This window comes from Candidatus Binatia bacterium (genome assembly GCA_036504975.1).
Taxonomy (GTDB): domain Bacteria; phylum Desulfobacterota; class Binatia; order UBA9968; family UBA9968; genus JAJPJQ01.
Genome location: DASXUF010000008.1, coordinates 1 through 12,524 on the forward strand (window position 1 = coordinate 1; position 12,524 = coordinate 12,524).

At 59.7% G+C, this 12,524-nt stretch carries 15 protein-coding genes; 5 read left to right on the plus strand and 10 right to left on the minus strand.

All coding sequences use genetic code 11. The features are described 5' to 3' along the window. The 4 genes from VGL70_00570 to VGL70_00585 form a co-directional block, all read right to left on the minus strand. On the minus strand, window positions 1-791 hold a 791-nt coding region (locus tag VGL70_00570), incomplete at its 3' end, for a type I restriction enzyme HsdR N-terminal domain-containing protein (GenBank protein HEY3302006.1). A 46-nt stretch (window positions 792-837) separates the two neighbouring features. After that, window positions 838-1,059 (minus strand): hypothetical protein, encoded by a 222-nt coding sequence (locus VGL70_00575; GenBank protein HEY3302007.1) that lies wholly within the window; start codon window positions 1,057-1,059, stop codon window positions 838-840. A 12-nt stretch (window positions 1,060-1,071) separates the two neighbouring features. Further along, the gene (locus VGL70_00580) at window positions 1,072-1,836 is read right to left on the minus strand and encodes an ABC transporter permease (GenBank protein HEY3302008.1); all 765 of its coding nucleotides are present in this window, start codon (window positions 1,834-1,836) and stop codon (window positions 1,072-1,074) included. Then, complete coding sequence (locus VGL70_00585) at window positions 1,829-2,806, minus strand: ATP-binding cassette domain-containing protein (protein ID HEY3302009.1); 978 nt, start codon at window positions 2,804-2,806, stop codon at window positions 1,829-1,831. The genes VGL70_00580 and VGL70_00585 overlap by 8 nt, the downstream gene beginning before the upstream one ends. Window positions 2,807-2,934: 128 nt before the next feature. Between VGL70_00585 and VGL70_00590 the strand changes: the two genes are divergently transcribed. The 5 genes from VGL70_00590 to VGL70_00610 all read left to right on the plus strand — a co-directional run bounded on the left by VGL70_00590 (window position 2,935) and on the right by VGL70_00610 (window position 8,023). Continuing rightward, window positions 2,935-4,491, plus strand: a complete 1,557-nt coding sequence (locus VGL70_00590; protein HEY3302010.1) for a sulfatase — start codon at window positions 2,935-2,937, stop codon at window positions 4,489-4,491. 77 nt (window positions 4,492-4,568) lie between these two features. Further along, window positions 4,569-5,546 (plus strand): amidohydrolase family protein, encoded by a 978-nt coding sequence (locus tag VGL70_00595; GenBank protein ID HEY3302011.1) that lies wholly within the window; start codon window positions 4,569-4,571, stop codon window positions 5,544-5,546. A 23-nt stretch (window positions 5,547-5,569) separates the two neighbouring features. Further along, a complete protein-coding gene (locus VGL70_00600) occupies window positions 5,570-5,722 on the plus strand; it encodes a hypothetical protein (protein HEY3302012.1) in 153 nt (50 codons plus the stop codon). Between the two features lie 126 nt (window positions 5,723-5,848). Further along, window positions 5,849-6,583, plus strand: a complete 735-nt coding sequence (locus VGL70_00605; protein HEY3302013.1) for a competence/damage-inducible protein A — start codon at window positions 5,849-5,851, stop codon at window positions 6,581-6,583. A 3-nt stretch (window positions 6,584-6,586) separates the two neighbouring features. Then, window positions 6,587-8,023, plus strand: a complete 1,437-nt coding sequence (locus tag VGL70_00610; protein HEY3302014.1) for an Nramp family divalent metal transporter — start codon at window positions 6,587-6,589, stop codon at window positions 8,021-8,023. Between the two features lie 17 nt (window positions 8,024-8,040). Here the strand turns inward: VGL70_00610 and VGL70_00615 are convergent, their stop codons facing one another. The 6 genes from VGL70_00615 to VGL70_00640 form a co-directional block, all read right to left on the minus strand. Then, on the minus strand, window positions 8,041-8,748 hold the full coding sequence (locus tag VGL70_00615; protein HEY3302015.1) for an urease accessory protein UreH: 708 nt from the start codon (window positions 8,746-8,748) through the stop codon (window positions 8,041-8,043). 143 nt (window positions 8,749-8,891) lie between these two features. After that, complete coding sequence (locus tag VGL70_00620; GenBank protein ID HEY3302016.1) at window positions 8,892-9,323, minus strand: molybdenum cofactor biosynthesis protein MoaE; 432 nt, start codon at window positions 9,321-9,323, stop codon at window positions 8,892-8,894. 2 nt (window positions 9,324-9,325) lie between these two features. Next, on the minus strand, window positions 9,326-9,574 hold the full coding sequence (gene moaD / locus VGL70_00625) for a molybdopterin converting factor subunit 1 (GenBank protein HEY3302017.1): 249 nt from the start codon (window positions 9,572-9,574) through the stop codon (window positions 9,326-9,328). After that, on the minus strand, window positions 9,571-10,077 hold the full coding sequence (locus VGL70_00630) for a molybdenum cofactor biosynthesis protein B (protein ID HEY3302018.1): 507 nt from the start codon (window positions 10,075-10,077) through the stop codon (window positions 9,571-9,573). The genes moaD and VGL70_00630 overlap by 4 nt, the downstream gene beginning before the upstream one ends. Before the next feature lie 104 nt (window positions 10,078-10,181). Next, complete coding sequence (locus VGL70_00635; protein ID HEY3302019.1) at window positions 10,182-11,306, minus strand: M48 family metallopeptidase; 1,125 nt, start codon at window positions 11,304-11,306, stop codon at window positions 10,182-10,184. A 17-nt stretch (window positions 11,307-11,323) separates the two neighbouring features. Then, a complete protein-coding gene (locus VGL70_00640; GenBank protein HEY3302020.1) occupies window positions 11,324-12,478 on the minus strand; it encodes a YjgN family protein in 1,155 nt (384 codons plus the stop codon). Window positions 12,479-12,524: the final 46 nt, after the last annotated feature.

The following is a 12,524-nucleotide window of genomic DNA, read 5'->3' on the forward strand; positions in this document are numbered from 1 at the left end:
TTGTAAGTATGCTCGCCGTTGAGCAGCGCCTGAAGCTGCGCGTAATGTTCGACCCCTCGGTCTTCGCACATCCTTAAAAAGATAATCCGGTCGATGGTGCGTTGGACGGCGAAGTTGAGGTCGCGCACGCTCAGTCTGGGATTGCGCAGGGCCAAGTTTTTTGCCAGCGCCTCGCGCCAGCTTTCTATTTCCGCCAGGAATTGAGCATCGACGGGAGAGGTTCCGCGCTTGCCCTTGCCGGTTTCCGCGAACTTGTCGAAGGAACCCTGGAGAATCGCTTCCTTGGAAAAGACCTTGGCGATCTCATCCCAACGCGTTTCGTATTCGTCATAGGTGAAGTAAAGCACTCTCCCCGTGCTCGCCTTGTCCGTCTGTTTCGGCGCAAAGCGGCAATCGTAGACGGCGAACTCGGCGAAATTGGTCAGGATCGACAAGGGCAGCTTGGCGCTCCACGCGTAGCGGCGCAGTTGGTACGCCGGATCGGCGAGGTCCTTGACGTTTACGGAAGGCTTTTTAGCTTCTAGAAAGAACTTGCGCGTGCCGCCGATGCGAAAGGAATAATCCGGAGCTTTAGTAGAGCCGCCGAACTTGATCGCATCCTCATGGATCAGGTCTTTATATGCCTCGGCGTGGCCGGCTTTGTTCGCGACATCCCAACCCAGCAGCTCAAACAGTGGGTTGATGAACTCCACGCGAACCTCGGCCTCGCCGTAGGCGGGGTTGCGATAGGATTCGATATTCTGCTCGAACTTCGCGATGAGATGATGAAGTTCCGGCGGCGGCTCGGCCATGGAGACCGAGTTTAACTGAGATATAGGTTTGCAGGCAAGAAAGAATTTATTTGGCGGGTTGCGGCGGCTCCGGCATCTTCTGGATCGGCAGGCGGAGGCCGGGCTTTTGCGGGTTGCGCTCCTGGCAGGTCTGGATCAAGAACATCAGCACCCCAACGGAAATGACGATCGAGGCCAGGGTGATGAACGGCGTCAACAGGGCGCTCCAACGCTCGCGGCGGCGCTGCGCCTTGATCTGCTCGAGTATTTCATCTTTTTTTTCTTCCACGGGCATTGGGCGCTAGGCCAGGTGCCGGCTCAATACTTTGGCGCCGAGCCAGAACATCGCGCCGTCGAAGAAAAGCAACACGATCGCCATCACAAGGAGCCGCGGCCCGTCCCAGCCGGCGAGGATCAGCGAGCGCATCGCGTCGATCGCGTAGGTCATGGGATTTATTTGCGCGGCGAGCCGCATCCAGGCCGGCAGAGTCTCGAGCGGGACAAAGGCGCTGGAGAGAAAGGTGAGCGGTAGGGCCGTCAGTCCCATGATAGCGAAGAAATCGCCGTGGTTTTCCAGCGCAAACGCAAGCATCAGCGAGATGACCGTTACACCGAAGCCGAGCAACAGGCCGATCGCGAGCAGCGCCGCGGCGCCGCCCAACCCGGCGGCGATGCGCACGCCGAAGATAAATCCAAGCGCGAGAATCAGCAAAGACTGGAGCATCGTGGTGAGATTGACCGCGAGAAAGCGGCTGACCAGGATGGAGCTGCGCGAGATCGGCGCGCTCATCAGCCGCAAAAGAAATCCGTTCTCCCGGTCGAAAAGCAGGGGAATGCCGCCGGCCATGCTGTTGCCGAAAGCCGTGAGCGCGAGGACCCCCGGCAGGAGATAGCTGCGGTAGTTTTCACCGACGGAGTCTCGCGCAAGGCCTTGAAACGCGCCGCCCATGAAAATCAAGAGAATGATCGGATTCAAAAGGTTGAAGGCGACGCTGAACGGCTCGCGCTTTAGATGGATCATCCATCGTCCAAACTGCGCCTTGGTCTCCTGGGCAAACTCAGGCACCGTTCGATCCTCCCTCGGAGAACGGACGGCCGGCGTAATGGAGAAATACGTCGTCCAGGCCGGGACGGCTGTAAGTGATGGATTGAACGGATATACCCGCGGCAGCGGCGGCTTCGAGGATCTTCGGCACGGCCGTTTCGTTGCTCTCGACATATATTTTGAGACGCGTGCCGTCTTTCATCGACTTTTGGACCATCGATAGCCGCGAGACGGCTCGTTCCAGATCGTCGAGCGCCGCGCCGTCCTGGCCGTTCGCGTTGGCGATTTCCACCGAGACGACGTCACGGGCAAGCCGGCTTCTCAGCGCCGCCGGCGAGTCCAAAGCGACGATTTTGCCGCGATCGATGATCGCGACCCGATCGCATAGCCGTTCCGCCTCGTCCATGTAGTTCGTGCAGAGAAAGACCGTCGTTCCCTCCTGCTTCAACCGCAGGATATGATTCCACACGTCGCGTCGCACCTGAACGTCGAGGCCGAGCGACGGTTCGTCGAGCAGGATCACCGGCGGCCGATGGAGCAAGCCGCAGGCGAGATCGAGCTTCTTCTTGGTGCCGCCGGAAAGATGGCGCGCGCGGCGGTCTTCCAGGCCGGCCATTCCGACCAGGGCGAGCGCCTCTTCGATTCTGCTTTTACGCGCGGCGGACGGCAGGTGGTAAAGGTCGGCGTAATAGTTGAGATGCTCTCGCGCCGTAAGGTACGGGTCGACCGTCAACTCTTGCGGCACGTAGCCGATCATGCGGCGCGCTTGGGCGGGATTTTTCACGACGTCGACTCCCGCCACCTCGGCTTTGCCCTCATCCGGCCGCACCAGCGTGATCAGAATCTTGACCGTGGTCGTCTTCCCGGCGCCGTTCGGCCCCAAAAGCCCGAAGATCCCTCCACGCTCGACTTCGAGGGAGACTCCGTCCAGCGCGATAACGGTGCCGAAAAATTTCTTCAGGCCTTCGATGCGGACGACGGGTTCGGACATCTCGATTGAGAATCATAGTATGCGATCGTTCCGAAGTCCACCGGCCGCCCCTCAGGTCTTAAAGAAACGCCGAAAGCTGCTATGCTGAGCGTGCATCGCAAGTGGAAAGAAAACTCTAAGGCGGGGATATGGTTCATCCTAAAAATTCCATCGTTTCGAATGTTTTCCGGCTGATTGTGGAGGTCCTGCTTGCCGTCTTGACCGCTGGTTCGGCTGCCGCTGTCACACCGGCGAGCAAGCTTCAACCACCGGCTTATGGGAAACCTAACTTCATCGTGATCCTAACCGACGATCTCGACCTCGCCTCGGTGGAGTTCATGCCCAAGCTCAAAGAGCTCGTGACGAAGCATGGCACAGTATTCTCCAACTACTTCGTAACGGACTCTCTTTGCTGTCCGTCGCGCGTGTCGCTGTTGCGCGGCCAGTATCCCCACAACCATCGAGTGCTGAGCAATGCCAAACCCGAAGGCGGTTTTGAAAAGTTTTATGAGCTGGGTGAAGAGCAATCCACGCTCGCCATCTGGCTGAAAGCCGCCGGATACCGAACCGTTCTCTTGGGAAAATACCTGAATGAGTATCCGGGGAAGCAGTCCTTGTACGTGCCTCCGGGCTGGGACGAATGGTATGCAGTCATGGATCATCGGGCGGTATTTTTTAATTATCGTCTCAATGAAAACGGTCGGGCGGTATCGTATGGCCACGATGCGAACGCTTACGAGGCCGATGTGCTCGCCGCCAAGACGGTCGACTTCATCGCCCGGACGAGCGCCGGCGGCAAGCAGCCTTTCTTCATCTATCTGGCGCCGTCGGCGCCGCACGTGCCTGCGATACCCGCGCCCAGACATGCCGAGGCGTTTTCTCACGCGGCGGCTCCCAGGACGCCGGCATTCAACGAGACGGATCCGAGCGATAAACGCCACCTCAGTCCGCTTTCCCCGAATGACCTCCAGCGATTAGACCGGCTCTATCGAATGCGCCTGCAATCACTGCTTGCCGTCGATGACATGGTCGAAAAAATCGTCATCGCACTGCAAGATCAGGGATTGCTCGACCAAACTTATATTTTCTTCACATCCGATAACGGCTTTCATTTGGGGGAGCATCGACTGAAAGCAGGCAAAGGGACAGCCTACGAAGAGGATATCCACGTGCCTTTGATCGTGCGCGGGCCAGGCGTTCCCCCCGGCAAAACTCTTAAGCAACAGGTGCTCAATATCGATCTCGGACCGACGCTGGCGGAACTTGCCGGAGTACACCCTCCGGATTTCGTGGACGGCCGATCGTTCAGTCCGCTGCTTACGGGGGCGCCTTTAGCTCCTCCTGCGTGGCGCGAGGACTTTGTCGTCGAATACTGGTCCCCCACGCCGAACCGGCCAAGAAGAGACGGTCTACTTCGGCGGTGGGTCGCCTCTCTCGTCCGCTCGCATTCCACGCCTCCCGAATCCCCGGAGAACGCCTCCATCAATCTGCCCGACTATGTCGCACTCCGGACCAAGAACCATCTGTATGTGGAACGCGCGAACGGGGAACGAAAGTTATACGATCTCAACGCCGATCCTCATGAGCTGCACAATCTAATTCAATCCGCCGCCCCCGGCTTGATCGCGCGCCTCTCGGAGCGTCTTGCAGCACTCGAGCATTGCGCCGGCGCGAGCTGCCGGCAAAATAAAGCCAGATTGCTTTGACACCGGTGTCCCCTCGCCTCGCCATCACGTGGAAAAAAACTTGTCAATGAGCGGGAATTCGAATAAAACGGAGGGGCATGAAGCGAAGCGGTCTGGTCATCGACGCGCATCATCATTGGATGCCGGAAGAGCACTACCGCCGCCCCGAGCTTTACGTCCGTCAAGACGAGGAAGTGGTCCACGACTCGGACCGCTTTCGCATCCATCGCGCCGGAGTCCAGCTCTTTTCCCCGCCCAAGATGACCTCGCGGATCGACGAGCAGATGAAGGCGATGGACCGCGCCGGCGTCGATCAAGCGGTGCTCCATGCCGGCGTGTGGCTCGACTGGGTCGATCTCAAAGCCGCGCGGCTCATCAATGACAGAATGGCGGAAATCGCGGCGCAATACCCCGGCCGCATCATTCCGCTCGCCCACGCGCCGCCGCTCGAACCCGACGGCGCGAAAGAGTTGCGCCGCGCGGCGGTGGATTTGGGCTGCAAAGGCGTCGCGATTAATACGCACGTCGGCGGCGTCCTGCTCGACGACGAGCGGTTGTACCCTTTCTATCGCGCGGTGTCGGATCTCGACGTTCCGATTCTGGTCCATCCGGCGGCGGAGATTCCACTGGCCCATCCGCACGGCATGGAACAGTTCAACCTCACGAGAAATCTCGGCCGCGCCTTCGATACGACGATCAACATCGCCCGCCTGACGCTCGGCGGCACGCTCGATCGCTTTCCCAACCTGCGCTTCGTCTTCTCGCACATGGGCGGCGCGTTTTTCGCGATCAAGAACCGCTTGAACCCGGCGTACTTCGACAAGCGCGGGAAAGGATTCTTCGAGAAATACAAGCGGCGGATCTTCGTCGATACCGCGCCGCCGTTCTGGAGCCCGGAAGAGATCCGCTTCGCCGTGGCTATGATGGGCGAGAGCCAGGTCCTAATGGGGAGCGATTTTCCCACCGTCGATCTTCTGCGCGACGCGGTCAGGATCGTGCAGAGGGCAAAGACGACGGCGCGGGTGAAGAAGAAAGTCCTGGGGGAAAACGCGCGGCAGTTGTTTTACACGCGCTAAAAGTATTCCGAACGGAGAATGACGTGGCCCAACCCGAGCCGCCCAAGACCAAGGAGGACAACTGGTGGGAGTTTTGCCCCATGTGCAACTCGAAGCTCGTCAACCAGAAATGCCGCTTCGTCTGCTCCAATCCCGAGTGTCATTACTTTCAGAGCTGCAGCGAGTTCGACGCGTAAGGGAATGGAGTGATGGAGTCATGGAGTAATGGAATGGGTCCCCAACCACGCCGCGCTCCGGGACTTCGACATCTCCATGCCGCAATACTCCAATACTCCGACGCTCCATTACTCCAATAGTGTTTTATGGCCAAGACCGCGGGCATCGTGATCATCGGGAATGAGGTCCTCTCCGGGAAAACCCAGGACACAAATTCCCATTACCTTTCGAAGGAGCTCCGCGCGCTCGGCGTCGAGTTGCGTCGCGTCGTCGTCATCCCAGACGAGATCGAGCTTATCGGCCGCGAGGTCGCCGCCTTCTCGCGCCAATTCGATTTTGTCTTCACGACCGGCGGCGTCGGTCCGACGCACGACGACGTGACGATGGCCGGCATCGCCCACGGGTTCGGTGTCAAGGTCATGCGCCATCCCGACCTCGAGCGGCGGCTGCGCGAGCGCCACGGCGCGAACATCAACGAGGCGCGGCTGCGCATGGCGGAAGTGCCGGAAGGCGCGGAGCTGGTCGGCGATTGGTCGCTCTTCGGGCCGGTGGCGAAAATGAAAAACGTCTACATTTTTCCAGGTATTCCCAAGGTCCTGGTGGACCGCTTCGAAGCGATAAAGGAAAGCTTTCGCGAGGCGCCTTACTTTCTAAAAATTATTTATTCCAAAGAGGGCGAGGGCGTCATCGCCTCGACTCTGAACGATCTTCTCGTAAGCTTTCCCGAGCTTCTCCTCGGCTCTTATCCGGTGCTGGACAATCCCGACTACAGAGTGAAGTTGACGTTGGAATCCAAAGACCGGGCCTACCTCGATCGCGCCTTCGACAAACTCCTGGGCGCGCTGCCTGAAGGATCGATCCTGCGTACCGAGGGAAGCTGACGAATGGCGGAAATCTCAACCGGGAATCCTCCTCCGTTCAAACAAGCCGCGTTGCCGCGCTTTCCCGGACTCCTGGCCGCGTTGGGACCGGGCGTCATCTTTCTCGCCCTGGCGCAGGGGAGCGGCGAGTTGATCTGGTGGCCTTACATCATCGCCAAGTACGGTCTCACGTTTCTCTTCCTTTTGATTCCGGCTTGCCTGCTTCAATTTCCTCTCGTTTATGAGATCGGCCGTTACACGATGCTCACGGGCGAAAGCATCTTCCAGGGCTTTATACGGCTGAACCGGTTTTTGGCCGCCTTGCTGTGGTTTCTGCTGACGCTTTCCTTTCTCTGGTTCGGCGCCTTTGCCGCTGCCGGCGGGACCTCTCTCGCGGCGCTGACCGGAATTCCCTCCGGCTGGAGCGCCCGCGGCCAGACTCTCTTCTGGGCGTACGCGACGATGCTGGCATTTTTCTCCGCGATCATTTTGAGCGGCGTCATCTACCGGCTGGTGGAAGCGTTCATGTGGGCGGTTTCCGTCGTGACGCTGGTCGGGCTTCTCTGGGCGAGCGCCCATCCGGACGTGTTGGCGGCGCTGCCGCCTTTTCTAAGAGGCTTGTTCGTTCCCCAAACGCCGATGCCGAGACCGTGGGATTCGGCGGACGCGACGAGACTCCTCACCGCGATCACCTTCGCGGGCCTCGGCGGCTTCTGGACGCTTTTCTATTCCTACTGGACGCGCGACAAAGGCGTCGGCATGGCGCATTACATGGGCCGGATCACCGGACCGGTGACGGGGAAGCCGGAAACGATTCCCGATTCCGGTTTTGTTCCGAGCGCCGGAGCCGGCCTTTCAGACCTTCCGAAATGGCGGCGCTTCATGGTTTGGGACGTCGGCATCGGCATCGGCGGCAATCTGCTGACGACCTTGATGACCTGCCTCTTGGCCTACGCGCTGCTTTTTCCGAAAGGACTGCTGCCGCAGCACTATGAGCTGGCGGTGGTGCAGAGCCGTTTCTTCGAGGTGAGCTGGGGCTGGATCGGCAAAGTTGTTTTCTTGGTCGTCGCCGCCGCGTTTCTTTCCGACACCTGGCTCGCGACCGTCGACGCCGTGAGCCGCATCCACACCGATTGCGTGTACGCGTTCTTTCCCAAGGCGCGAAAGCTTCCGGTCCGCTCCTGGTATCTCATCTTTCTTTTTCTCCTGACCGCGATCACTTCGGCCACGGTTTTAACGAGCGAGCCGGGACCGCTGATCCTGCTTTCCGCCGTGATCGGTTTCATCGGCACGGTGATTTATTCCGTCGCGCTCGTCTTTCTCAACCACGTCTATCTGCCGCGCCATCTCCCCGCCGCGGCGCGGCCGGGAAGGCTTAGTCTCGTTTTCCTGGTCGTTTCATGCACCGCTTATGCGCTTCTCGCCGTCGCCTATCTGCTCGCGGTGGGCGGATTTGTTTAGCGGCTTGCGGGACAGAATTAGAAGAGACCGTCGTTGCCGATTTCCCAGCCGAGGAAGAGGCCGAAGAGGACGCTCGCCAATCCCGCCGCCAGGCGTATCCAGCGGTTGAGAGCGGTGAATCTCTGCGCGGTCAAGATGAAGGGCAGCCCGATCAAGCTGCTGAGGACGAGCATGCCGCCGACGGAGCCGAAGCCGAAGATCACGATGTAGAGCAGTCCGGCCGTCGGCGACGGAATCGTCGTCAGAACCAGCAGCATGAGCGCGGCGCTGCCGGCCAGGCCGTGGACCATGCCGACGAAGAAGGGCTTGCGCATCGTCTTGAAGACGTGAGAGTGAGCGTGATCTTCCCGGGCGCTGCCGTGCACGTGGAAGTGGACGTGGGTTTCCGGACTGTGGTTGTGGACATGCAAATGCGCCTTCTCTTTTTGGAACGAGCGCCACAAGATATTGGCGCCGAGTATAACCAACATGACGGCCACGAGAAACTCCAAGCCCAGGGCGACGCGGGCCGGAATCGTCAGCCGGAGCCCGATGACCAGCACGCCCACCGCAAAAAGCGTCGTCGTGTGGCCCAAGCCCCAGAAGGCCCCGATCAGAGAAGCCCACTTGAGGTTTTTATGCTCGCTGACGATGGTCGAGACGGCGATCAAGTGGTCCGCGTCCAGAGCGTGCTTGACGCCGAGGATCAAACCGAGACCGAAAGCTGCGTAAAGAGTTGGTTCCATTTTTTAGCCTCGAGATTCAGGATGCTAATTCAGGACGCTCAAAAGGTCCCAGATACAAGGCGTGCGAAGAATCGCGAGCGCAGGCGTACTCTTTGTGTACGTCTAGCGAAGCGATTCGAGCACAACGCAGTAGCTGGGCGTTTTCAGCGGCTTGCCAAGGGTTGGCCGGTTTGCGTGCCGATCCACACTTCTCCTCCCTCGAACATTTCCTTCTTCCAGATCGGCACGGTCTTCTTGATTTCCTCGATCGCGAAGCGGCAGGCTTGAAAGGCATCGTCGCGATGCGCGGCGGAGACGGCGATGATCACGCTCGGCTCGGTGATCTCGACCGGGCCGATCCTGTGAATAATCGCCATGCGCTCGATCTGCCATTTTTTCTTTGCTTCCTCTCCGATGCGCGCCAGCTCTTTTTCCGCCATCTCGGGATACGCGTCGTAATCGAGCGCGATGACCTTGCGCCCTTCGTTTTTGTTTCTCGTCGTCCCGATGAAGGTGGCGATGGCGCCGGCCGACGGGGCGGTCACGTACTTTACCAGCTCTTGAAGATCGATCGGCTCGCGGGTGACGCGAAACATCTTCAGCACCCTCCGCTAACCGGCGGGATGAAGACGACTTCATCGCTGTCTTTAAGCGCGTAGTCCGGCTTGACGTAATTCTGATTCACCGCGTAGAGCAGCCGCGTTTCCACCGGCGCCAATTTGGGATATTCTTTTTTCAGCATCGCCCAGAGATCCGCGACCGTGCTGCCTTCCCCGATTTCCTTGATCATCTCGCCGGCGCCGGCCCGCTCGCGCAGAATCGCAAAGAATTTTACTTTGACCTTCATTTCCCCTGGAGCTGGGAAACCAGATGGCCCAGCTCGGGCAAGATCAAGCGGCGCATCGCCAGCTCGACCGCTCCGCGGGAGCCCGGAAGCGAGATCAGAACTTTTCCCTTCGCCGACCCGGCGACGGCGCGGCTCATGATCGCCGCCGAGCCGATATCCTGATAGCTCAAGAAGCGAAAAATCTCGCCGAAGCCGTCGAGGCGTTTGTCCAAAAAACGATCGACGACTTCGTACGTCCCGTCGCGCGGCGCGACGCCGGTGCCGCCGTTGACGATCACGGCTTCGATCTCCGAATTCGCCAGCGTCTGCTTCAGCAGGGATTCGATCTCGACCGGCTCGTCTTTGACGATCCGGTAACCCGCCAGCCGGTGGCCATGCTCCGCCAGGAGGTTTTTAATCAACTGGCCGCTCTGGTCGCCGGCCTCGTCGCGAGTGTCGCTGACGGTGAGGACGAAGCAGCCGACGCTCTTCTTGCCTTTCTCCTTGTGCTCGGCGACGGACATTTAAGCAGTGACCTTCTAAAGCGATGCCGCAGTGGTATCACTGATATCACCGCACTATCGCAGTTTCAAACCAGCAAAAGGCAGCAAAACGGAGAGCAGGTGAGTTAACTATTTTGTCCGCCGTCGGTCGCCCGGCATCGCTTCTTGATGTCATTCCAATCGTATTTCTGGAAAGGCTTGGACTTGACGGGCTTCGATTCGGCGGCGAGCCTTCGGAGCTTTTCGATCCGGTCCGCCGTGCTCGGATGGGTGGAGAAATAGGTCAGAAATTGTGGCATTTCGCCGCTTCGCTTTTGCATCGTGTCAAAAAAGGCGATCATCCCGCCGGGATCGAGTCCCGTCGCCGTCATCATCTTCAACCCTTCGGCGTCGGCTTCTTCCTCCATCGCGCGGCTGTAGCTCAGCGCGCCGAGCGTGCGCGCGGCCTCGAGCCCGAAAGCGATCGCGCCGCTCACGTCGCCGGTCAAGGCCGAAATGATGAGCCCGGTCGACGCGTGCTGAACGAGCATGCGCGTCGAGTGGCGCTTGAGGACGTGCTGCAGCTCGTGCGCCAGAACGCCGGCGAGCTCGTCGGCGCCGCCGCTCGCTTCGATCAGTCCCTGGAACACGACGATGTGGCCGCCCGGCGCTGCGAAGGCGTTGACCACCGGAGCGCGGACGACGTAGACGCGAATTTTGTAGGGCGACTTGGGCGCGGCCTGGGCGAGCCTGGCGCTGATCTCACTCAGCAACTTTTCCACGGTCGCGTCGTCGCAGCGCAGTTCCGGCGGCGCGAATTGGTCGACGACGCTCTGGCCCAGTTTTTCCTCCCAGGCGACGGGGACGCGGGCTGCCACCAGCGCCGCCAGTCCGGGGATGCCCCAGAGATAGAGCGCGCCGCCGATTGCGATCACGGCGACCGCGGCAAAAATCGTGAGACTCGCTCTGAGGCCGCGGCGCTTGGGCTCGTGAAAGCGCTGACCGAGTCCGGGCACTAGGCGGTGCAGCGTGCTCAAGAACTCGACGTCGGGAAGCAGCAGCGCCTCCATGAACCCAGCGCCGGCTCTCTCGAACCGGACCTGCTCGCCGGCGTAGAAGCCTTGCGTCTGGCGGATATCCTCGTAGAGCCACAAATGCGCCGGTCCGTCCTCGACTTTGAACTGCAGCCCGATTTGGGTGATCTCGACGGTTGCCGGGCGGCGCTTGGCGCTTTGCCCGTCCAGATAATAGCCGCGCCACTCGACGATCATGCGGAGACGACTGGGGGTTAGAGGCCGAGGTCGAAATCGAGATCGAGAAAGCCCGCCAGCCCTTCGGCCGTTGCGGTGGCGGACTGCGCCTCTTGCTGGATGGCCGCCATGTCGAGCGAACCTTTGAGCGAGACCTTATCGAACCAGAAACGGATGTTTCTCACGGTAGCCAGCGCCGAAGCCAGGCCGAGCGTCGCGAGAAGCAGGACGAAGTTCGTCAGCGTCAGAATGCAAAGAGCGCCGCCGGTCACGCCGCAATCGAAGCGCGCTTTGCCGAAAGAGGTTTGTCCCAGGAGGTAACGCTGCTTTTTCGCTGCATACCAGAACCACGAAAGACCGAGCGTTGGTATCGTAAGGAACAGTGCGATCACGTAACTTGAAAAAATCGCGCGGCCGCTGCCTTCGAAATGAAATTTTTGATTGCCGAAGTAGGAGTGAGAAGTGAGGAACGCGTATTGCTTGACCGAGAAGTAAGGCCCGTAGAAGCCTAGAGTCAGGACGGTCAGAAGCCCGCGGCCGATGAAGAGCTTGATAAATTCCTTGGCGCTTCCCCGGAACGAGAAACGCACGCCGCGCCAGGAAGTTCGGCTCAGCCGGTAGCGGCGGATGCCGACGATGGCGAAGGGGATGAATACCATCGCAACGGGATAAATGAGAAGCAGGGCCACGATCCGGATCCACATTTCGGCGCCGAGAAACGTCGGCGCGTTCTGCAGCAGCATCACCGGCAGGCCGAAGACGAGAGCCGCTTTCAACGTGCCGAGCAACAGCTCCTTTCCGGTGCCGTGGTAGGCGAAGCGGTCGCCCTCGAATTCGCTTTGACTCAGGAGATAACTCCTGACTTTGACCTTGGCCCAAAACGAATAGATCCCGAGCGTGCAAAGGGTGAGCAGAATATTGACCAGATGAATTCCGAAAAGAGTGCCGGCGTTGCCGCGGAAATAAAGCCGGCGCGTTTTATCCGTCGCGTCTTCATGAGGATTCGAATTCCAATCTTCGGCGAGCGCCGCCGATCCCGAGAACGAAAATGAAGCTGGCGGCTTTGCCGGCGTGAACCTTTCTTCCCGGCGCGGCGCGCTCTCTTCCGTCATGGCCGCGCCGCACGATTTACACGTAGAAGCCTGCGCCTGGATCAATCCACAGCGGCGGCATTTTGTGGTATACATAGTCATCGAACCATGCACTCCAAATGAACCACATTATACGAGATTCCCCGCT

What these genes read in the sequence shown, in the direction of transcription:
- VGL70_00605 (HEY3302013.1), top strand. Translation starts at nt 5,849, where the DNA reads ATGGCCAAGACCGCGGGCATCGTGATCATCGGGAATGAGGTCCTCTCC.
- moaD (HEY3302017.1), bottom strand. Translation starts at nt 9,574, where the DNA reads ATGAAGGTCAAAGTAAAATTCTTTGCGATTCTGCGCGAGCGGGCCGGC.
- VGL70_00630 (HEY3302018.1), bottom strand. Translation starts at nt 10,077, where the DNA reads ATGTCCGTCGCCGAGCACAAGGAGAAAGGCAAGAAGAGCGTCGGCTGC.
- VGL70_00585 (HEY3302009.1), bottom strand. Translation starts at nt 2,806, where the DNA reads ATGTCCGAACCCGTCGTCCGCATCGAAGGCCTGAAGAAATTTTTCGGC.
- VGL70_00615 (HEY3302015.1), bottom strand. Translation starts at nt 8,748, where the DNA reads ATGGAACCAACTCTTTACGCAGCTTTCGGTCTCGGTTTGATCCTCGGC.
- VGL70_00610 (HEY3302014.1), top strand. Translation starts at nt 6,587, where the DNA reads ATGGCGGAAATCTCAACCGGGAATCCTCCTCCGTTCAAACAAGCCGCG.
- VGL70_00595 (HEY3302011.1), top strand. Translation starts at nt 4,569, where the DNA reads ATGAAGCGAAGCGGTCTGGTCATCGACGCGCATCATCATTGGATGCCG.
- VGL70_00590 (HEY3302010.1), top strand. Translation starts at nt 2,935, where the DNA reads ATGGTTCATCCTAAAAATTCCATCGTTTCGAATGTTTTCCGGCTGATT.
- VGL70_00635 (HEY3302019.1), bottom strand. Translation starts at nt 11,306, where the DNA reads ATGATCGTCGAGTGGCGCGGCTATTATCTGGACGGGCAAAGCGCCAAG.
- VGL70_00640 (HEY3302020.1), bottom strand. Translation starts at nt 12,478, where the DNA reads ATGACTATGTATACCACAAAATGCCGCCGCTGTGGATTGATCCAGGCG.
- VGL70_00620 (HEY3302016.1), bottom strand. Translation starts at nt 9,323, where the DNA reads ATGTTTCGCGTCACCCGCGAGCCGATCGATCTTCAAGAGCTGGTAAAG.